General features: G+C 63.9%; 17 protein-coding genes and 1 pseudogene. 11 read left to right on the plus strand and 7 right to left on the minus strand.

Translation table 11 applies throughout. The features are described from left to right. The first annotated feature begins 70 nt into the window (after nt 1–70). Entirely contained in the window at nt 71–1,162 is a 1,092-nt protein-coding gene (locus F8G81_RS08600) for an ROK family glucokinase (RefSeq protein WP_267278568.1), read from the plus strand. A 66-nt stretch (nt 1,163–1,228) separates the two neighbouring features. Here F8G81_RS08600 and F8G81_RS08605 read toward each other — a convergent pair whose 3' ends face one another. Genes F8G81_RS08605 through F8G81_RS08615 form a run of 3 tightly spaced genes read right to left on the minus strand, consistent with a single transcriptional unit; the run spans nt 1,229 to nt 3,481 of the window. Next, on the minus strand, nt 1,229–1,852 hold the full coding sequence (locus F8G81_RS08605) for a hypothetical protein (RefSeq protein ID WP_267278569.1): 624 nt from the start codon (nt 1,850–1,852) through the stop codon (nt 1,229–1,231). After that, on the minus strand, nt 1,845–2,681 hold the full coding sequence (locus F8G81_RS08610) for an alpha/beta hydrolase (protein WP_267278570.1): 837 nt from the start codon (nt 2,679–2,681) through the stop codon (nt 1,845–1,847). Before F8G81_RS08610 ends, F8G81_RS08605 begins: the two co-directional genes overlap by 8 nt. Beyond that, complete coding sequence (locus F8G81_RS08615) at nt 2,678–3,481, minus strand: alpha/beta hydrolase (protein ID WP_267278571.1); 804 nt, start codon at nt 3,479–3,481, stop codon at nt 2,678–2,680. The genes F8G81_RS08610 and F8G81_RS08615 overlap by 4 nt, the downstream gene beginning before the upstream one ends. A 112-nt stretch (nt 3,482–3,593) precedes the next feature. On the opposite strand from F8G81_RS08615, the pseudogene F8G81_RS08620 reads away from it, so the two are divergent. Next, nucleotides 3,594–4,274: pseudogene (locus F8G81_RS08620) on the plus strand (lysophospholipid acyltransferase family protein); the annotation flags it as partial. A 221-nt stretch (nt 4,275–4,495) separates the two neighbouring features. After that, nucleotides 4,496–5,887 carry a class II 3-deoxy-7-phosphoheptulonate synthase gene (locus tag F8G81_RS08625; protein WP_267278572.1) on the plus strand — a complete coding sequence of 464 codons (1,392 nt, stop codon included), beginning with the start codon at nt 4,496–4,498 and terminating at the stop codon, nt 5,885–5,887. A gap of 60 nt (nt 5,888–5,947) precedes the next feature. Here the strand turns inward: F8G81_RS08625 and pknB are convergent, their stop codons facing one another. Beyond that, nucleotides 5,948–7,999, minus strand: a complete 2,052-nt coding sequence (gene pknB / locus F8G81_RS08630; RefSeq protein WP_267278573.1) for a Stk1 family PASTA domain-containing Ser/Thr kinase — start codon at nt 7,997–7,999, stop codon at nt 5,948–5,950. Between the two features lie 111 nt (nt 8,000–8,110). After that, entirely contained in the window at nt 8,111–9,514 is a 1,404-nt protein-coding gene (locus F8G81_RS08635; protein ID WP_267278574.1) for a LysM peptidoglycan-binding domain-containing protein, read from the minus strand. Between the two features lie 260 nt (nt 9,515–9,774). Here F8G81_RS08635 and F8G81_RS08640 point away from each other — a divergent pair, with 260 nt between their 5' ends. After that, entirely contained in the window at nt 9,775–10,128 is a 354-nt protein-coding gene (locus F8G81_RS08640; RefSeq protein WP_267278575.1) for an Rv2175c family DNA-binding protein, read from the plus strand. Nucleotides 10,129–10,145: 17 nt separating this feature from the next. Here F8G81_RS08640 and F8G81_RS08645 read toward each other — a convergent pair whose 3' ends face one another. Together F8G81_RS08645 and F8G81_RS08650 are read right to left on the minus strand one after the other, a co-directional pair. Continuing rightward, nucleotides 10,146–11,240, minus strand: coding sequence for a polyprenyl synthetase family protein (locus tag F8G81_RS08645; RefSeq protein WP_267278576.1), 1,095 nt, complete (start codon nt 11,238–11,240; stop codon nt 10,146–10,148). Continuing rightward, entirely contained in the window at nt 11,237–11,764 is a 528-nt protein-coding gene (locus tag F8G81_RS08650; protein ID WP_267278577.1) for a hypothetical protein, read from the minus strand. The genes F8G81_RS08645 and F8G81_RS08650 overlap by 4 nt, the downstream gene beginning before the upstream one ends. Nucleotides 11,765–11,915: 151 nt before the next feature. Here F8G81_RS08650 and dinB point away from each other — a divergent pair, with 151 nt between their 5' ends. The 7 genes from dinB (at nt 11,916) to F8G81_RS08685 (ending at nt 19,957) form a co-directional block, all read left to right on the plus strand. Continuing rightward, nucleotides 11,916–13,064 (plus strand): DNA polymerase IV, encoded by a 1,149-nt coding sequence (dinB, locus tag F8G81_RS08655; protein WP_267279170.1) that lies wholly within the window; start codon nt 11,916–11,918, stop codon nt 13,062–13,064. A 261-nt stretch (nt 13,065–13,325) separates the two neighbouring features. Then, on the plus strand, nt 13,326–13,697 hold the full coding sequence (locus tag F8G81_RS08660) for a DUF3040 domain-containing protein (protein WP_267278578.1): 372 nt from the start codon (nt 13,326–13,328) through the stop codon (nt 13,695–13,697). Nucleotides 13,698–14,120: 423 nt separating this feature from the next. Next, nucleotides 14,121–14,549: a division/cell wall cluster transcriptional repressor MraZ gene (mraZ, locus tag F8G81_RS08665; protein ID WP_267278579.1), complete on the plus strand. Its 429-nt coding sequence runs from the start codon at nt 14,121–14,123 to the stop codon at nt 14,547–14,549. A gap of 166 nt (nt 14,550–14,715) precedes the next feature. After that, complete coding sequence (gene rsmH, locus F8G81_RS08670; RefSeq protein ID WP_267278580.1) at nt 14,716–15,708, plus strand: 16S rRNA (cytosine(1402)-N(4))-methyltransferase RsmH; 993 nt, start codon at nt 14,716–14,718, stop codon at nt 15,706–15,708. Further along, a complete protein-coding gene (locus F8G81_RS08675; RefSeq protein ID WP_267278581.1) occupies nt 15,705–16,397 on the plus strand; it encodes a hypothetical protein in 693 nt (230 codons plus the stop codon). Before rsmH ends, F8G81_RS08675 begins: the two co-directional genes overlap by 4 nt. 41 nt (nt 16,398–16,438) lie before the next feature. Then, nucleotides 16,439–18,235 (plus strand): peptidoglycan D,D-transpeptidase FtsI family protein, encoded by a 1,797-nt coding sequence (locus F8G81_RS08680; RefSeq protein ID WP_267278582.1) that lies wholly within the window; start codon nt 16,439–16,441, stop codon nt 18,233–18,235. Between the two features lie 84 nt (nt 18,236–18,319). Then, on the plus strand, nt 18,320–19,957 hold the full coding sequence (locus F8G81_RS08685) for a UDP-N-acetylmuramoyl-L-alanyl-D-glutamate--2,6-diaminopimelate ligase (protein WP_416377118.1): 1,638 nt from the start codon (nt 18,320–18,322) through the stop codon (nt 19,955–19,957).

The raw sequence follows: 19,957 nt of genomic DNA on the forward strand, positions 1-19,957 counted from the left end.
ACGAGCCAATGCGCTGCCGCCGGGAGTGCCTGCCGGAGGGCGCCGCGGGCCGCGCCTAGAATGGGAAATTATGTACGCACCGCCCCCCGGCGAACAGGCCGGTCCGCTCAGACGCCCTGCACCGTGGAGGCGGCGGCCGCCAACCCTGCGGGCCCGGTCCCGGCATGGGGAGGGCTTCCGCGAACACCTCCGGCTCGGCCGGAAAGGACTGGCCATCGGCATAGACATCGGCGGAACGAAGGTGGCCGCCGGCGTGGTGGATGCAGACGGCCGGATTCTCAATGAAGCGCGGCGTTCCACCCCCGGCAACGATCCGCGTGCCGTGGAGCGGGTCATTGTGGAGCTGGTACAGGAATTGGGTGCCGGTCACCGCGTCTGGTCAGTGGGCATCGGCGCAGCCGGATGGATGGATCTGGACGGCGGCACCGTTCTTTTCAGCCCGCACCTCGCCTGGCGCAATGAACCGTTGCGGGCCAACCTGCAACGGCTGCTGCGGCGGCCTGTGCTCCTCACGAACGACGCCGATGCGGCGGCATGGGCGGAATGGCGCTTCGGTGCAGGGCAGGGCCAGGACAGGCTTGTCTGCATCACCCTGGGGACGGGCATTGGCGGCGCCATGGTGATGGATGGCCGCGTTGAGCGCGGACGCTATGGCGTGGCCGGTGAATTCGGTCATCAGATCATCATGCCGGGCGGCCACCGCTGCGAGTGCGGGAACCGGGGCTGCTGGGAGCAGTACGCCTCCGGAAACGCGCTGGGACGCGAAGCGCGGATCCTGGCACAGGCCAACTCTCCGGTTGCCCAGGAACTCCTGGCGGCTGTTGACGGGCAAACCGACGCCATCACCGGAGCCATCGTGACCGAACTTGCCCTCGCAGGAGATCCGGCGTCCCGGGAACTCCTGGTTGAGGTGGGCGAATGGCTGGGCCTGGGACTCGCCAACCTTGCCGCTGCACTGGACCCCGGCATGTTCGTGATTGGCGGCGGGCTGTGCTCCGCCGGTGACCTGCTGGTGGAGCCTGCCCGGAAGGCGTTCGCCCGGAACCTGACAGGGCGTGGCTTCCGCCCGGCCGCAGGCATCGAGCTCGCTGCGCTGGGCCCCAGCGCCGGCCTGATCGGGGCCGCAGATCTTTCCCGTGTCAGCAGCCGAATGCGCAGCTGAGCGCCCAGTTTCAGCTTCGACATCCTCGGATGCCTATGACGTTTCAGTTAGCGCAGGGTGCGTCACTCAGACGCGGGCGCCGTCGTCGTTCTCATCCTTTTCCTGGGGGAGCTTCATGATGAGGTACACCACGGCAAGGATAAATACGGCGAGGATTCCCAGGATGGCCAACAGGGGAGCGGAGCGCCAGAACATTGCCGACAGCAGGAGGGCCACGGGGCCGCCGACTGCGCCAAGCCAGGCAAGCATGGTCAGCGGGTCCGTCCCTGCCAGGCTGGGCGGCTCGTCCGGAACGAAACCGTCGTCGTCGTCCTCCAGGCCGTAGTCCCGGGGGCCGCCTGGGGCGTCGCCATCTTCTGGGGCAGCATGCTTTGGCGGGGCTGGTGAAGCGGCGGCCTGGCGCTCCGCCGCTGACAGTTCCGTAGGTGCGGCCAGGCCAAGGGGGTCAAAGTCCCGGAAGCCGACGTGCCTGCCGGCGGCAGCGGGGTTGTCGGAGGCATCCGCGGACCCCTGTGGACCTGTGCCTGTGGCAGGACTGGTTCCGGAAAGGTCTGCTGTGTCTGAAGGTCCGGGCTCCTGGCCGCTGGTGGTGTCTGGAGTGGATCCTTCCAGGCGCGCCACCAGGTCCAGCCAGACGGCATCATCCTGGTTTGCGCTTTGGTCCGGTGAGCCCGAGTCTGGCCTAGGCATTGGTTGTTCCCTCCGTGTCCGCCAGGACTGATGGACGCTCCGTGGGGGTCTGTCCGGTTGACGGCGGTGCTGACGCCGAAACCACGGAGCGGATGAATTCGGATGAGCCCCGGAAAATTTCCTCTGCATCGTTGTCCAGCGTGGCCACGTGGTAGCTGTTGCTCAGGCTCGTCAGGTGGAGGGGCGCATGGGTCAGGCCGCGGCGCAGTGCCACTATGCTCGTGTCCGACACCACGTGGTCCACAGTGGAGCGGAAGACCCGCACCGGTGCCGTCACCCGGGGGAGAAGCCGGATGGTGTCTTTGAACATTTTGTTCAATTCGTGGGCGGCCGCAACGGGGGTCCGTGGGTAGGCGCCTTCGTCCATTCCCGGTTTGAGAATGTCATTGGCAATGGCCGGTGTGCTTTTGAGTACCAGCTTGAGGATTCCGGCCAACGGGGCGCGGGGATCGTCGATGACCAGGCCTGGATTCACCAGGATGACACCGGCCACGGGCCTGGTGGCGGCGATCCTGAGGGCCAGCGCGCCTCCCATGCTCAGCCCGGCGGCGAAAACGTAATCACAGGAACCGTCAAGTTCCAGGTAGGCGTTGTCCAGCTCGGTGTGCCATTGGGTCCACCGGGTGCGGGCGAGTTCCTGCCAGCTGGTGCCGTGGCCAGGAAGTAAGGGCATCCGGACTGCAAAACCGGCATCGGCGAGGGACTGGGCCCAGGACCGGAGTCCGTGCGGGCTGCCGGTGAAGCCGTGCGAGAGGACCACTCCGATGCGGGGGCCATCGCCGTCTTGGAAGGTGCTGCTGAACGGGCTGTGGTCCGGAAGCGTGGTCATGATGTCTCCGACGTGATGTTGTGGGACGGCTTGCTGGGAGCAGCATGCTGAAGGAAGAACGTGGTGGATCGGGCAAAAATCTCAGGAGCGTCAACGTCAAGGGTAGCCACGTGGCCGCTGTTGTGGAGATCCACCACCTCGACGAGGCGCGGGCCCAAACGCCGTTTCAGCACGGCCAGGGACGTGGGGGGCACCACGGCGTCGGCCCTGGATTTGAAGACCTGTACCGGGGCCGCCACCTGGGGGAGGCCCCGGGCAGCTGCGCCGAACAGCTTCTTGAGCTCGTGCACCGAGGCGAGTGGAGTCCTTGAATAGTCACCGTCCTCGGTGGCTTCCGCGGTGGGCTCGTCCTCCTGGATGGGCAGGGTTGTGTGCTGGAAATATTTGAGGACTCCCACCACCCTCACCCGCCGGTCATAAAAGCTGAGGCCCGGGTTGACCACCGACACGCCGGCCACGGGATGCCTGGATGCCGTCAGCAAAGCGATAGCCCCGCCCATGGACAGTCCGGCCACAAAGCATTGGTCGGTGCGCGCCGCGAGGTCCAGGTATGCGGCCTCGAAGGTCCCGTGCCAGTCACGCCAGCTCGTGCGTGCGAGTTCTTTCCAATGCGTGCCATGTCCAGGCAGCAGCGGCACCGATACGGCAAACCCCTGGGCGGCAAGGTGCTCAGCCCAGGGCAGGACGCTGAGCGGACTGCCGGTAAAGCCGTGGCTAATGGCAATTCCGGTCCTTGCGTTGGCACCGTGGCCGGGGTAGCTGAAAGCAGCAGGCCGGGAGGGGATGCTGCTTTCTGTCATGAGACCATCGTGTCACTGTTCGGGACAAATCTCACTAGAGTAGGGTTGCATTGGAGTGCCCGGACAGGCCCGACGAAGGGCCGGCCCGCCGCCCTCAGGAGAGGTTCATCACGTGTTCTATTGGGTCATGAAAAGGATCTTCCTGGGTCCGGTTTTGCGGCTGCTTTTCCGTCCCTGGGTCAAGGGTTTGGACAACGTTCCGTCGGAGGGCGCGGCGATCATCGCCTCCAACCATCTGTCCTTCTCGGATTCGATCTTTATGCCACTGATGGTGTCCAGGCCGGTTGTCTTCCTCGCCAAGTCTGAGTACTTCACCGGCACAGGACTTAAAGGCAGGCTCACCGCACTCTTCTTCAGGCTGACCAACCAACTCCCCATGGACAGGTCCGGCGGCGCGGCTTCGGCTGTCTCACTGAACGCCGGCATGGACGTGCTGACCACCGGCGGCCTGTTGGGGATCTATCCGGAAGGCACGCGCAGCCCCGACGGAAAGCTCTACCGGGGCAAGGTGGGAGTGGCACGGCTGGCCCTTCAGGCAGGGGTGCCTGTGATTCCCGTTGCAATGATCGGGACGGACAAAGTACAGCCCATCGGCAAAAGGATGCCCAATATCCGGCGGATCGGAATGATTTTCGGTGAACCGCTCGACTTCAGCAGATATCAGGACCAGGCCGAAGACCGGTTGGTCCAGCGCAAAGTGACTGACGAAATTATGTTCGAGCTCATGCGCCTCTCCGGCCAGGAGTACGTGGACGAGTACGCGGCAGTGGTGAAGCTCCGGCTCGATGGAAAGTAAACGGAGACGGCGCCTGGGGCAGACAGCACCGTGCAGGACCCCCGGCAGGGAGACAAACAGGAACCCCGGCAGGGAGACAAGCAGGAAGACATACAGCAACGCACCATGGAGCCGGAAGGCGATGGCGAGGCGTCGGCAACCGGATAACTGTGACGACGCTCTCAGGTCGCGTGACGGTCCGGTGCCATCATGGCGCCCGGGGCCATTAGGCTTAGAGGGTGACTGAGCTATCCGCAAAACCTGCCTTCTCGCTTTCCAGCACCGCCCAGAGCGGAGCAGCCAACTATCCCGGCCTGGATGATTGGCGCGATCTTCCCGTATCGCAGCAGCCCAGCTGGCAGGACAGTGACGTCTTCGACGCCTCAGTGAAGGAACTCTCCGTCCTTCCGCCGCTTGTTTTCGCTGGCGAGGTGGACATCCTGCGCGAGCGGCTTGCTGCCGCAGCGCAGGGCAAGGCATTCCTGCTGCAGGGCGGTGACTGCGCGGAGACGTTTGAAGCCGCCACCGCGGACAGGATCAGCGCCCGCGTCAGGACCATCCTCCAGATGGCTGTGGTGCTCACCTATGGTGCAGCCATGCCGGTCATCAAAATGGGCCGGATGGCCGGCCAGTTCGCCAAGCCGCGTTCTTCCAATGACGAAACCCGCGACGGCGTGACCCTCCCCGCATATCGCGGCGACATCGTCAACGGCTACGACTTCACGCCCGAATCACGCGGGCACGATGCCTCCAGGATGCTCAAGGCGTACCACACCTCGGCTTCCACGCTGAACCTGATCAGGGCGTTCACGCAGGGCGGCTTCGCCGACCTCCGCCTGGTGCACCACTGGAACAAGGGCTTCACCGAAAATCCCGCCCATGCCCGCTACGAGTCCCTTGCCCGGGACATCGACCGCGCAATCCAGTTCATGGCGTCCTGCGGTGCGGACTTCGAAGCCCTGAAGCGGGTGGAGTTCTTCGCCAGCCACGAGGCATTGCTGCTGGACTACGAGCGCGCGCTGACCCGCATTGACTCGCGAACGGGCTTCCCCTATGACACGTCGGCGCACTTCCTGTGGATCGGGGAGCGCACCCGCGAGCTTGACCACGCGCACGTCGATTTCCTCTCAAGGGTGCGGAATCCCATTGGCGTAAAGCTCGGCCCGTCCACCACCGGGGATGACGCCCTCCGCCTCATCGACAAGCTGGACCCCGAGCGGGAACCGGGCCGCCTGACCTTCATCACCCGCATGGGAGCCGGAAACATTCGCGAGAAACTCCCTGCCGTTGTGGAGAAGGTCACCGCCTCCGGGGCCCAGGTCCTCTGGGTTACCGACCCGATGCACGGCAACACCGTTACGTCGCCCAATGGCTACAAAACCCGCAATTTCGACGACGTCATTGACGAGGTGCGCGGGTTCTTCGAAGTTCACCATGGGCTGGGAACAGTTCCGGGCGGCCTCCACGTCGAGATGACCGGCGACGACGTCGCCGAGTGCCTCGGCGGTGCCGATCCTGTGGACCAGGAGGCATTCCTGGACAGGTATGAGTCGGTCTGCGACCCGCGCCTGAACCACATGCAGTCGCTCGAAATGGCCTTCCTGGTGGCCGGCGCGCTCGCCAAGAACTGATAGACGGCACTGTCTAAGCGCCACCCTGACCAGTGGGTGGTGTGGCCGGCACGGAGCCGGCTACACCACCGTCAGCGTGATGACGGAGCCTTCAGGTACTTCGGTATTGACCGGATCCTGGCTGCGGACCGTTCCGAAGAAGCCGCCCAGGATCTCGTTGACCCGGACTTCAAACCCCAGCTCTTCCAGTGCTTCCCGGGCGTCGTCGGCCTGCTTTCCGATGTAGCTGGGTACTTTGACGAGCTTGGGGCCCTTGGACACGGTCAACGTTACGGTGCCGCCCCTGGTAAGTGTTCCGGACGCGGGTGATTGGCTGGCCACCGCGCCCTTGGGCACGTTCCTGTCGTTAACCTCTTGCGGTGCGATGACGGCCTTGAGTCCTGCCGCTTCGATCGCGGCCACGGCGTCCTCGGCGGCCTCGCCGACGACTGCCGGCACCGGGATGGGCTGGGGACCTTTGGATACAGTCAGGCTCACCGGCGTGCCATGCCGGCTTGGTGTTCCGGGGGCAGGGTCCTGTGCCAGGACCACACCCGCGGCCACCGCCTCATCAAACTGCTCGACGACGGTGCCCAGCGCCATTTCAGCCTGGTTGAGTTCTTCCTTGGCCTGATCCAGTGTCTTCGCCGTGAGGTTCGGCAAATCAAACAGCTGGGGTCCCTTGGACACGAACAACGCGACAGGCTGGAACTTCCGGATTTCGGTTCCTGCCACTGGCTCGGAACCCACCACCAGCCCGGACGGGACGTCGTCATGGAAGACGTCGCTGGTCCGTGACTGGAAGCCCGCCTCGCTGAGCAGTTGCTGGGCCTGGGCCACCGTTTTGTTGGCCACCTGCGGAACGGTTCCCGGGGAGCCGGGGCCCATGCCGAAGAACCAGCCGGCCCCGGTAGCCAGAAGGGCGGCAATGATGAGGATGACTGCCCAGAGGACACCCCGGCGTCGCGGATTGCCTTCCCGCAGGGTCTTCAGCGGCGTGGCGGCCGCCCGGGACCTGGCTTTCTCATCCTCCCTGTCGGCTTTGCGCTGGGCGCGCTTACTCAGCGGGACCGGCGTCTGGGGAGTTAATGGTCCGTAGTCCGCAGGAGGCCTCTGTGGCGGAGGCATTGTGGAATAGACCGAGGTGGCTGGGGAGTCCGCGGCGTACTGTGGCTGGGGCCGGCCAAACGGCGACATCACCGCCGTGGGGTTGCTGTTGCGGGTGATGATTTCGGTAGGGTGTTGCTGGCCGGGGCCGATGGCCGCCGGCGGCTGGAGGTCAAGCTCGGAGTCTGTGAGGTTGGTCCGGATATGGCGGAGCTCCTGGAGCAGCGCATTGCCGTCCACAGGGCGGTTCTCCGGATCATTGGCTGTGCACCACTGCACCAGTTCATCCACTTCGGCTGCCAGGCCAGGCACCAGGGCGGAGGGCGGTCCCACCGTGCCGTTTACGTGCTGGTAGGCAACCTGGATGGGTACGTCGCCGTCGAACGGCTGCTGGCCCGTGAGCATCTCGTAGAGCATGATCCCCACGGAATAGATGTCGCTGCGGGCGTCAGCCTGCTTCCCGAGCACCAGTTCGGGGGAGAGGTAGGCGACGGTGCCGATCAGGGCGCCGGTGCTCGTGGAGGTAGTGACCGCGCGCGCCAGGCCGAAATCGCCAATCTTGATCCGCCCGTCGTCGGCGATCAGGACGTTTTCAGGCTTGACGTCCCGATGGATCATCCCGGCGGCATGCGCGGCTCCAAGCCCCTCCACCACGGGATCGATGAGCGCGAGGGCAAGCCGGGGCGGGAGTGCACCCTTGGCATTGATGACGTCCCGGAGCGTGTGGCCCTTGATGTATTCCATGACGAGGTAGGCAGTCTGACCGTCGTTTCCCTGGTCGAGGACGCTCACAACGTGGGCATGCGAGAGCCTCGCCGCAGACTTCGCCTCACGTCCCAGCCTGCCAAGGAAGGTGTCGTCTTCGGCCAGGTGCGGGTGCAGTACTTTGAGCGCCACGTCCCGTTCCAGCCGCTGGTCCGTGGCCAGGTAAACGGTGGACATACCCCCGCGCGCCAGCTTGGACTGGACGGCGTAGCGGTTATCCACCAGCGTTCCAACAAGTCGGTCAGACACGTATTCCTGCACCCTACGATCCTAATCCCGCAAGGAAACGGGTCCGAACCGCCATGGGATCCGGACCCGTATCGTTACGCCTTGGACGGTTCCCGGCGATGCCCCGGCGTGGGTGCTGAAGGCTCAGCCGAAGTTCTTCTGGTGGGCCTTGATGGCCGCCACGTAGGCCTTCGTGTCGTCGTACATTCCGTACTTGCTCACGGAGTACTGGCCCTGGTAGTAGCCGGCGATCGCGGTGTCCATGTCCTTGCTTGTGGCGATCAGGCGGCTGATGATTGCCACGCCGGCGGTCGCGTTGTCATAGGGATCCAGCAGGTTGAGTTTGCGTCCGACGAGGTCCGAGGCCCACTGCCCGGAGGCGGGAATGACCTGCATTGTCCCGATGGCATTTGCCGGTGACACCGCGCGCTGGTCAAAACCCGACTCCTGGTGGGCGAAAGCAAGGGCAAGGGACGGTTCCACTCCCATTTGACGGGCAGTGTCGGCAACGATGGTCCGCATCTGTTCCCGGGACGGCACGGGGGACGCGTTCAACAGCGCCTTGTTCTCGTTTGCGGAGCTGACCACTGCGGCGGGGTAGCTGAATCCAAGGAAGGTGCTCGGCACCAGGGGGGTCACACTGGCGGCAGGCTGGCTCGACGCCGGTTGCACGGATCCTGTTCCGGCGCCCGGGATCACCAGTTTGTTGCCGGGGTAGATCACACTGGTCATGCTGAGCTGGTTGGCTGACAGGACGTCAGACAGCTTGACACCGTGCCTTGCCGCGATGGCGGACAAGGTGTCGCCGGCCTTGACCGTGTAGCTGCCTGCCGGGGCGGAAACAGGGGCGGAAACAGGGGCGGAAACAGGAGCGGGGGCCGCCGGAGCCGCAGCCGGCTGTGGGGCGCTTGCGGGCGCCGGCGCTGCGCCGCCGGCCGAAACCTTGATCTTCTGGCCCGGGTAGATGATGGAGCGCATGTTCAGGCCATTCCAGCTGAGCACATCGGACAGGCCCACGCCATGCCGGAACGCTATGGCGCCCAGAGTGTCGCCGGGCTTGACCGAATAGCTGCTCCCGCCATTTGCAGGAGCGGCAGGGGCGGCTGGAGCAGGCGCGGCGGCAGGCGCGGAAGGTGCGGAGCCGGAGAGTTTGATCTTTTGGCCAGGGTAAATGATGGTGTTCGGCTGGAGGTTGTTGAGCTTAAGGATCTCGTAGGTGTCGAGTCCGTACTTTCCTGCGATTGCGCTGATCGTATCCCCGCGGGCGATGGTGTATTCAGCAGGGGCAGAGGACTGGGCCGGACGGAAGGCTGCCGGCACCGTAGTGGAAACGGACGCTGCCGGAATGACAGAGGCCGTGGCCGCGGCAGCCTGTGCCTTCATGGCGGCGGACAGCGTGGAAGGTATGGCGCGGGGGCGCGGTTCCGCAGTAGCAGGTTGGGCGAGGGCAAGAGACGACAGAACGACCGCAGGCAACGCTGCCGTGGTGGCGGCAATCATGGGCAGGCTGGGCCTGGTGGGCTGCTTGGGCGAGCGGGACGTCGTCATGGAAAGAATCCTCTTCTCAACTGCGGGGATGCGTGATGCCTGGCGATCGGTGGTACTAGTGTTGCTTAAGTTATTGATGTTACAAATGTGATCTATGTGAATCTCTCACGAAATTCCAATTAGCACAAGAAATCCAGGAAATCCGGCAAGGCCCTTTTTTGGAGTGTCGCTGCTCCCCATCCCGTCGGCGTTTCGGCCCACGCTCCATCCGTAATTCACCGGACTAGGTTCAAAGGCGCCCGTCATGGCAACCTTGATCCGTGAGTAATGTAGAAAGCCTTGTGGGCGAATGGTTGCCCCTGCCCGATGTAGCAAAGTTGTTGGACGTTTCCATTACGAAAGTTCACAGCCTGATCGATGAACGGGCCCTGGCCGCCCTGCGGGTTGGAGAACGCCGGATACGGTCAGTGCCGGCGGAGTTCATCCAGGACGGACATGTAGTCGAAAGCCTTAAAGGGACCATCGTGGTCCTGGCCGACGCGGGCTATTCGGACGAGGACCTGATCGTCTGGCTGTTCACTGCAGACGAGTCACTGCGGGGGCGTCCCATCGATGCGCTGCGCGAAGGCCGGAAGACGGAAATTCGGCGCCGGGCTCAAACGCTGGCCTGGTAAGTCCTCTTTCCTGAGAATCAGGAAGCGCGGCTGACTGTTGCTTCGGCAAGCCTGCGAAGAGCTGTCTTGGGCAATTCTTCCAGGGGCAGCATGTCCAGGGCATGAAAGGCAGCCGCCCCGAATTCCCCGATGAGCACCTCCGTTGCCTGCAGGGCTCCGGATTCTTCGATAATGCGGCGAATTTCGGCCACGTCCCCATCACCAAGATCCGGGCTGCCGAGTTTTGCGTCAATAAAAGCCGACTCGTGGGGAGAGGCCTGGTCCAGGGCCAATGCCACCAGCACTGTCCTTTTACCTTCCCGGAGATCATCACCGGCGGGCTTGCCTGTGGTGACCGGATCGCCGAATACTCCCAGGATGTCGTCGCGCAGCTGGAATGCCTCGCCCAGCGGCAGCGCAAAGGCTGAATACCCCCTGAGCAGGTCGTCAGAGGCTCCGGCCAGCGCTCCGCCCAGGGCCAGGGGGTGTTCCGTTGAGTATTTGGCCGACTTGAACCTGATGATTGACTGGGCCCGGTTGACTGCCCCGGCCCTGTCCCTGACCGGCCCCGCCACTTCTTCGAGGATGTCCAGGTATTGGCCTGCCATGACCTCGGCGCGCATGAGGTTGAAGATCAGCCGGGCGCGGCTCCCCGACGCCGCCTGTTCACCGATGTCGGTGAAGGCCTCTTCGCTGAATGACAGACAGAGATCGCCCGTCAGGATGGCGGCCGCGTGCCCGAACCTTTCGCTGTCCAGGGCCCACCCCTGGGCATGATGCAGCTGGGTGAAGCGCCGGTGGACGCTGGGACCGCCCCGCCTGGTGTCGGAACGGTCGATGATGTCGTCGTGGATCAGTGCCGCGGCCTGGAACAGCTCAAGTGCTGATCCGGCCGTCACGATGTTGTGGGCCTCGGGGTCCCCGCCCGCGCCCCGCCAGCCCCAGTAACACATCAGGGCACGGAGCCTTTTGCCTCCCGTCACCAGGTTTGAGATCGAGCCCATGATGGGGTCGATATCGGGAGAAATGCCGGCCATGACTGCCTGCCGGGTGGAGAGGAAATCGGTCAGCTCGCCGGCAACGGCAGCCACGAACGCGGTTTGTTCCAGCCGCAGCTGCTCGGCGACCGTCACTGGGCCGACTCGGCTGCCACATTTGCGCCGATGGTAAAGGTGGAAACCCCGGCGGCCTCCACTACTGCAAGATTGACCGTCTCGTTATCGCCCCTGACGAAATCCTTGGACGCGACGGAGCCCACGGCCTCACCTGGCACTGCCTTGAAGCCCTGCGCCTCCAGCTGCTTGGTGTAGAAATCGACGACGGCGGGAGTGGGGGAGGTAACCGTTGCGACCAGCGCCACGGTGGCCGGCGTTGCCGACTTGTCAAAGCTGCTGGAAACCACCGTTGCCCCGGGCATCAGGGGCAGGAGCTTGCCGGGAAAACCTTCGACGAGGGCCCCCACTGTGGCTGAGGTCCCCGGCGACGCCGAGGGGCTCGCGGAAGCGGTGGCCGTGGGCTGGCTGGTTGTCTGCGACGTGGTGCCTGAGGATGCCGTGGTCACTTCCGGGCCCGCAGGACTGCAGGCGGAGAGCGCCAGCGCAGCGCCCGCCACCAAGGCGGCCAACGCTGCCGGCTTAAGATTTCCAATGACCGTCACAGAGACATTCCTCCTGGTGTTGATGCCGGATTCAGCCTCCAGTTTAGTCAGTACCAGCGGCTAGGATTGCAGGGTGGGCCCGGAGCGGAACAACGAGGAAACCGAAGTGAGCCTTCGGGAGCTTCGACGCAGCTCCATTCTGCATGTGGACATGGATGCATTCTTTGTGTCCGTCGAGCTGCGTACCCGCCCGGAGCTCCGGGGCCGGCCCGTCATTGTGGGCTATCCGGCAGACCGGTCGGTTGTCCTCTCGGCATCGTACGAAGCCAGGGCCTTCGGCGTAAAATCTGCCATGCCCATGGTGATAGCTGCCAGGATGTGCCCCAAGGCGGTCATCATCGAACCGCGGCACAGGTTGTACTACGAGGTCTCCGCGCAGATCATGGCTATTTTTGAATCCATCACCGAACTGGTGGAGCCCCTCAGCGTCGACGAGGCGTTCCTTGATGTTGGCGGTGCCATCCGCCGGCTGGGTGCGCCCCGGGAGATCGGGCAGCTGGTCCGCCGTCGGGTTTCGAATGAGCTGGGCATCACTGCCTCTGTGGGTATCGCTGCGAGCAAGTTCGTAGCCAAGATTGCCTCAACACGCTGCAAGCCGGACGGGCTGCTGCTGATCACTCCGGAAGAGACCGTCCCATATCTTCACAGCCTGCCGGTCGGTGCATTGTGGGGAGTCGGGGCCAAAACAGCGGACGTGCTCGCCAGAATGGGCATCAGGACGGTTGCGGATGTTGCTGCTACGCCTGTGGCTTCCCTTAAGAAGGTCCTGGGCGCCACCGGTGAACACGTCTACCGGCTCTCGTGGGGAATCGATCCACGTCCCGTTACACCAGTCCGGCTTGAAAAGAGTATCGGCGCAGAAGAGACCTTCGCCGTGGATACCGGGGATGACGCCATTCTTCACCGCGAACTGCTGCGTCTCTCCCACCGGACAGCGGAGCGCTTGCGCAGTTCCGGGATGGTGGCCAGGACGGTCGCTTTGAAATTGCGCTACGCCGACTTTTCCACCATCACCCGGAGCCGTACGGTCCATACTCCAGTGGACAGCGCACAGCTGATCTACGCGGTGGCCGTGCAGCTTTTGGAGTCGATCGGAACCCGGACAATGACAGTGCGCCTGGTGGGGATCCGCGCGGAGCAACTCGAAGATGCCGGGCAGACGTCCCTCCAGCTGAGCCTCGATCGAAGGGACGATAACTGGCGCGCGGCCGAGCAGGCACTGGACAGGGTGAGCCGAAAATTTGGGAATAAATCCGTCCTTCCTGCCCGGCTGCTGGATTCCGGAAACGGGTCCGGGTAAACCGGCGGCACGGGGCCAAAGGCAGGGTTCGGAAAGTCATTGCCGTCTTTCAGATCGGCCCCTGACAAACTATCCTTAGATGTACATAGTTTTCAGATACTGCCGGACCTCCTGGACATGCTGCCACTCCCGCGGCCACATGCCGTGGCTCCCATTCCGCCACCGTCGGCGGGGCGGGAACCTCCACGGCATGCCGGTCGTTATCGGAGCAGAAGTACTGGCTGGGACCAGCCGGACGTTGGCCTACTTAAGGAGGTCGTGATGCCCCTCTCGGAGCACGAACAGAAGCTGCTTGAGCAGTTGGAGAAGCAACTGCACGAGGACGATCCAAAGTTCGCTAATTCCATGGGTTCGGATCCGGGCCGTTCGTGGTCCACCCGGCACGTGGTGATTGGAGTCCTTGGCGCGTTGGCGGGCATCTTCCTTCTGCTGGTCGGCGTCACGATCCAGAACATATTTGTTGGCGTGCTGGGGTTCATCGTTATGGGCGGCGGGGTCTACTTCGCCACGATGCGCAGCTCCGGAGGCGGCAAGCAACGCTCCGGCAGCCCAGGGAAGCCCGGCAAGTCAAGAAGTTCGTTCATGAGCAGCCTGGAAGAGCGCTGGGATGAAAGGCGCCGCGGAGAATCCTGACGGAGAGCCCTGAAGCTGGCCGGTTTGGGCCACAGCCCTCCACTTTCCTCCCCGTTTCACTCCAGCCGGTCCACGGACCGCAGCAGAAGACCCGCCACGGCGGGTCTTCTGCTTTTAATGCCACGGAAGAGGTCCTTTGCCCGGAACGGACGGGCTGCGGGCCTTAGCAGCCTCCTGCCCCGTCACCGGAGGCTGTGACGGGGGACGAGGACCGCCGTCGGCCCGCCCGGACGCCCGCCGATTGCCTCCACTGCACACCACCCCAGGCTTCCGCGGATTTTTGCGTCCGTATTCCTCCAAATGGGGGACAAATGGGGGATTCTGCGTTGACTGTGGGGGAAAGTGGAGTAATGTGGAGGACATAAGAGGGTAGTTGCAACACAGGGGATGTGCAGTTCCTGACGGCAGACGGGCGGTGGGCCAGTGTTTTTGGGCACCCACTCACCGCGTTTGGATGAAAAGGGCCGGATTATCCTCCCCGCCAAGTTTCGTGAGGAACTTGCCGGCGGGCTGGTGCTCACAAGGGGCCAAGAGCGTTGCATCTACGTCTTCAGTGAGCAGGAATTTGCGCGGGTCCACGAGCAAATGCGGGAGGCACCTATTTCCTCCAAGCAGGCGCGCGACTACATCCGTGTCTTTCTCTCTGGAGCCTCCGACGAGGTACCTGACAAGCAGGGGCGCGTGACAATTCCGCCGGCGCTCCGGGAGTATGCAGGCCTCGGCAGGGAACTGGCCGTTATCGGCGCAGGAACCCGAGCCGAGATCTGGGACGCCCAAGCCTGGAACGAGTACCTGGCAGAGAAGGAGACCGCCTTCTCTGAAACTGACGACGCCATTCCGGGGATCCTCTGATCAACGGGACGGTACGGCGGACCGCTTCTTGAATCAGATCTCCAGCCGCCCATCGGACGGCCAACCTGGCTCACTTCCCCGGAGCCAGGCGGGCACACGATAGGCGCGGATGGGGATCTGGCCCAAGAAGCAACAATCGAGCAATCACGGCAAGAAAGGACGAGGCATGAACGACCATCCCAAGCCGACGTCCGAACGCCATGTGCCGGTCCTCAGGGACCGGTGCATCAATTTGCTGGCCCCTGGTTTTGAAGCCGCGCGGCTGCGGGGCGAAACCCCCGTGGCGATCGACGCCACGCTCGGCATGGGAGGCCACTCGGAGGCCATGCTGCAGCGCTTTCCCGATCTGCACCTGATCGGCATCGACCGCGACGAAGAAGCCCTGGCCCTCTCCGGTGAACGGCTCGCTCCGTTCGCGGCCCGCACCGACCTGGTGCACGCTGTCTATGACGAAATCGCCGATGTCCTCGAGGACCTCGGCGTCACTGAGGTCCACGGCATCCTGATGGACCTGGGGGTGTCATCGCTGCAGCTGGACGAGCGGGAGCGCGGCTTCGCCTACTCCTTTGATGCCCCGCTGGACATGCGGATGGATACCAGCCGAGGCCAGACTGCTGCTGACGTGGTGAACAACTACAGCGAAGACGAACTTGTGAGGATCATCCGGAAATGGGGCGAAGAAAAGTTCGCCGGCCGGATCGCCAACAGGATCGTGGCAGCCAGGGCCGTCAAGCCGTTCACCACCACAGGGGAGCTTGTCGAACAGATCCGCTCGGTGGTTCCGGCCGGAGCTGCCAAGACTGGCGGACATCCAGCCAAGCGGACATTCCAGGCCCTGCGGATCGAAGTCAACGAGGAACTGGACGTGTTGGAGCGAGCTGTACCCGCCGCGGTGGATGCCATAGCCCTGGGCGGACGCATAGTGGTGATGTCCTACCACTCGCTTGAGGACAAGATCGTCAAGAGTGTGTTCCAGGCCCGCTCCAAATCCTCTGCGCCCCTCGGATTCCCCGTGGAACTTGAAGAACACAAGGCCGAACTGAAAACCCTGACTAAAGGCACCGAGGTGCCCACCGCCGTCGAGATCGCCGAAAATCCGCGGGCAGCTTCCGCCAGGCTGCGCGCAGTGGAACGAATCAGAGCCAGGAGAGCAGCATGAGCACCGCCGCCGTCAAGAACTTGCCGCTCGTCTCAGGCAGCTCTGCTCGGGCCCTTGGCACCAATCCGGCAGGAGCCCCCGGCGATGGCCGGAAGGTCCGCACGCCCCTGTCCGTGGTGCGCTCCGCACCCAGGAAGCGCCGCGCGCCCTTTGTGGTGATGTGCTTTGCCCTGCTCGCCGTCGCCCTGGTGGCGGTCCTGGTGCTGAATATCTCGGTTTCCACCGCGCAGTATCAGCTCGTGGAACTTCGGAGCAAGCAGAGCACCCTCACCAAGCAGAACCAGGATCTGGCCCAGCAGGTCCAGAACTTCCAGGCTCCGCAGAACCTGGCTGCGAAGGCGTCCGACTTGGGCATGGTTGCTTCCACTGTCAAAGGCCAGATCGATCTTTCCACACTTGCCGTTTCCGGGAAGGCAACTCCTGCCGTGAAGGGTGATGCCGCCGCAGGTGCCGTCATCCCGGCTCCGGCAGTTGCAGGCGTGATGACTGTTGTGCCGCCGGCAAGCACCGGCGAACCACTCGCCAGCCGCAAGCCGGCCGAGGGCGCCGCGCCTCCAGCGGCCCCGGCGGAACCGCAGGCTCCGCCGGCAGCAGCGCCCGCCCCCGCAGCTCAGGCAGCTGCTCCGGCCGTGGAACTTCACGGTGGTTCCGTGCCGGCTCCCCAGCAGAAGGCGCCGGGCCGTAACTGACAGGATCGATCAGCAGCAGGGCGAACAGCAAGGAACTAAGGGTGGCGCAAAGGACCGGCAAGGCGACGAGCGGCAAGGTGCCTAACGCCAGGCGGCGATTGCGGCTGGGCCTGGGGATCATGCTGACGCTCCTGCTGGTGGTGGGTGGAAAACTTTTCCTGGTCCAGGGCCTGGACGTCGGGGGAATGGCCGAGGCCGCACTGGACAAGCGAATGCGGGCAACAGTCCTTCCGGCTGAACGTGGCAGCATCCTTGACTCCGGCGGCACAGTCCTCGCCAACAGTGTCATCCGCTACAACGTGGTGGTGGACCAGACGGTGAACACTAAAACGGAGAAGTTCAAGCGCCTCGTTGAAGGCCAGGACAAACTGGAGGACGTCACCCGCGATCAAGCCATCAAGGAATTGGCCGCCGTCCTGGGGATGGACATCGACGAACTCAGGAATGCCGTGACGGGCGACTCGAAGTATCACATCATCGCCAAAGACCTTAAGCCCGACATGGAAGACGTGGTTTCAAAGCTTCAGGTACCGGGCATCGTTACTGAAGGCGTCAGCAAACGCGTCTACCCGAATGGCTCCGTTGCAGGCGGGATTATCGGCTTCCTCCAGGACGGCTCCACGGGCCAGGCTGGAATTGAGCAGACCCAGGATGAAATCCTGAGGGGGACGGACGGCAAGCGGCTCTTCGAAATCGGAGCGGACGGTCTCCGGATCCCCGTGGGCGTCGATGAACTGACGCCGCCGCAGGACGGTAAAGACGTCAAGCTCACCCTTAATTCCGACCTCCAGTATTTTGCCCAGCAGGCCATCCAAAGCCAGTCGGACAAGCTGGGAGCTGAATGGGGTGTCATCATCGTGATGGATGCCAAGACGGGCGACCTCATCGCCATGGCCGACACGAATTCCCCGGATCCCAACGATCCCGGCAGGGTCGCTGCGAAGGACAGGGGCGTGCGGTCAGTGACGGCAGCCTACGAACCGGGGTCGGTGGAGAAAATGATTACCGCCGCAGCACTGATCGAGGAAGGAAAGTCCAGTCCCCTGGACACCTTTACCCTCCCGCCGTCCTACACGGTGGATGGCCAGACCTTCAGTGATTCGTTTGCGCACGGGACCGAGGAGCGGACTCTGGCCGGCATCCTCGGCTGGTCAATGAACACCGGAACGGTGATGGCCGGGCAGCGCCTGACCAAGGATCAGCGCCACGACTGGCTGCAGAAGTTCGGTATCGGCGAGGCGCCTGATATCGGGCTGCCAGCCACAGCTTCGGGAATTCTGACGCCTGCGGACCAGTGGGATGGCCGGCAGGAGTACACGGTCCTGTTCGGACAGGGTGTGTCACAATCCACGCTCCAGACGGTGCGCGCGTTCCAGGCGGTGGCCAACAACGGCGTCATGCTCCAGCCGCGCCTTATTGACGCTTACGTAGCCCCGGACGGTACTGAGGAAAAGGTGGAGCCGAAGCCGTCCCGGCAGGTGGTGTCGGACAACACTGCACAGCAGGTCCAGGACATCCTCGAAAGTGCCGTTACGGAAGGCCAGATCAAGGACGCCGCCATTGACGGTTACCGCGTAGGCGCCAAGACCGGAACGTCTGAATCACCGTGCGACGACGGCAAATCCGGTTTCTGCGGTTACACCGCCTCGATCGTGGGCATGGCACCCATGGATGATCCTCGGTTTATTGTGGAGGTGGTACTGCAGCGGCCCAAGGGCAGCATCTACGGCATCACGCAGGGTCCTGTCTTCCGCTCGGTCATGAGCCAGGCGCTGCGGAGCTACAACGTTCAGCCGTCCACAGGTGAACCCGCCAGGCTGCCGCAGTACGCAAAATAGCGGCAGCAGCCAGCAGTACCCAGCAGCGCCCGCGAACGAAGCAATTCGCCGCGGGCATGATCCACTAGCACCATCGGAGATCCCTTGTCAGAGCACCATGTACCCGGCCCCGACCCTGCCCAGGCCGGGGGATCGGCCAACGGCCGCTTCCGCCCGGAAACGGTAGCCGCGGTCCGCCTGGACGCCATTGGTGAAGCAATAGGGGTACCCGTTCCCGGCCATACCGCCGCCGTCGACGTCACCGGAATCTCGCTGAACTCCCGGACGGTGGAACCGGGTGACCTGTACGTCGCCCTGCCGGGCGCTGCCCGTCATGGCGTGGATTTCGCGGAACAGGCCATTGCCGCCGGGGCAGTGGCGGTCCTGACTGACGACGCCGGGGCGCGCACGCTGGCGCTGTCGGCAGAAACTGCCGTACCCGTGCTGGTGGTGGACCGGCCCCGGAACGTTGTTGGGCCACTTTCTGCCCTGATCTACCAAAGCCATACTTCAGCCGAGGGGAGTTTCCGGCTGTTCGGCGTCACGGGCACAAATGGCAAGACCACCACCACGTACTTCATCAATGCGCTGCTGCGTTCGCTGGGCCTGAAGACCGGCCTGATCGGGACCATAGAGATTCTGGCAGGCGGCGAAGCGATTCCCAGCCTGCTGACCACCCCCGAATCAACCGACCTCCACGGGCTGCTGGCCCTGATGCGGGAGCGGGGGCTGGATGCCGCTTCGATGGAGGTCTCCTCGCACGCCGTTTCCTTCCAGCGCGTGGATGGTGTTGTTTTCGACGTTGCAGGCTTCACCAACCTGACCCAGGACCACCTGGACCTGCACGGAACCATGGATGAATACTTCAACACCAAGGCCGCGCTTTTCACTGCTTCCCGTGCCCGGGCAGCAGTGGTGACTGTCGATGACTCATGGGGACGCCGGCTTGCCGATACGGCTGACGTGCCCGTCACCACGCTCGCCACGACTTCGTCCGGTGAGGCGGACTGGGTGGTCACCCACACCACTGCCCGCGGCCTGGGAACCGACTTCACACTGCAGGGCCCCGATGGTGTGTCAGTGAACGTGCACACCGGCCTGCCCGGCAGCTTCAATGTTGCCAATGCTGCCCTTGCTCTGGTGATGGTACTGACCAGCGGGGTGGCCCCCGACGTGGTTCAGTCGGCCCTGGACAGTCATGATCCTTTCACTGTGGCGGTCCCCGGACGGATGCAGCTGGTCTCGGAAGAGCCGGCAGCCGTGGTGGATTTTGCCCACAACACTGACGCGCTGGCGCGTGCCCTGGAGGCAGTACGGCCACCGGTCCCGGGAGCGAAGCTGATTGTAGTGTTTGGCGCCACCGGGCAGCGGGATGAGGGTAAGCGCCCGGCCATGGGAGCCGTGGCGGCACGGCTCGCGGACACAGTTATCGTCACAGACGACGACCCCCACGACGAGGACGCAGCAGCCATCAGGGCAGACGTTCTGGCCGGGGCCAGGGCAGCCCAGGAACAGGACTCGCTGGAATGCAGCATTGTGGAGGTGTACCCGCGCGACGCAGCCATCCGGCATGCTGTGGAACTCGCGGATGCCCGGGACACCATCCTGGTTGCAGGCCGGGGCCATGAGGTCTGGCAGGAAGTCAAGGGTGTCAACCTGGCACTTGATGACCGGGTGGAGCTTCGGAATGCCTTGACAGCCAGGGGATTCACCGTTCTCCAAGACGACCGGATAGAGTCCTAA

It is taken from the genome of Arthrobacter sp. CDRTa11 (genome assembly GCF_026427775.1).
GTDB lineage: Bacteria > Actinomycetota > Actinomycetes > Actinomycetales > Micrococcaceae > Arthrobacter.

Bases quoted from the DNA above. Each gene is read 5' to 3' on its own strand.
- F8G81_RS08635 (WP_267278574.1), bottom strand. From the start codon at position 9,514: ATGACGACGTCCCGCTCGCCCAAGCAGCCCACCAGGCCCAGCCTGCCC.
- F8G81_RS08610 (WP_267278570.1), bottom strand. From the start codon at position 2,681: ATGACCACGCTTCCGGACCACAGCCCGTTCAGCAGCACCTTCCAAGAC.
- F8G81_RS08600 (WP_267278568.1), top strand. From the start codon at position 71: ATGTACGCACCGCCCCCCGGCGAACAGGCCGGTCCGCTCAGACGCCCT.
- F8G81_RS08675 (WP_267278581.1), top strand. From the start codon at position 15,705: ATGAGCACCGCCGCCGTCAAGAACTTGCCGCTCGTCTCAGGCAGCTCT.
- F8G81_RS08615 (WP_267278571.1), bottom strand. From the start codon at position 3,481: ATGACAGAAAGCAGCATCCCCTCCCGGCCTGCTGCTTTCAGCTACCCC.
- F8G81_RS08660 (WP_267278578.1), top strand. From the start codon at position 13,326: ATGCCCCTCTCGGAGCACGAACAGAAGCTGCTTGAGCAGTTGGAGAAG.
- F8G81_RS08605 (WP_267278569.1), bottom strand. From the start codon at position 1,852: ATGCCTAGGCCAGACTCGGGCTCACCGGACCAAAGCGCAAACCAGGAT.
- dinB (WP_267279170.1), top strand. From the start codon at position 11,916: ATGGATGCATTCTTTGTGTCCGTCGAGCTGCGTACCCGCCCGGAGCTC.
- rsmH (WP_267278580.1), top strand. From the start codon at position 14,716: ATGAACGACCATCCCAAGCCGACGTCCGAACGCCATGTGCCGGTCCTC.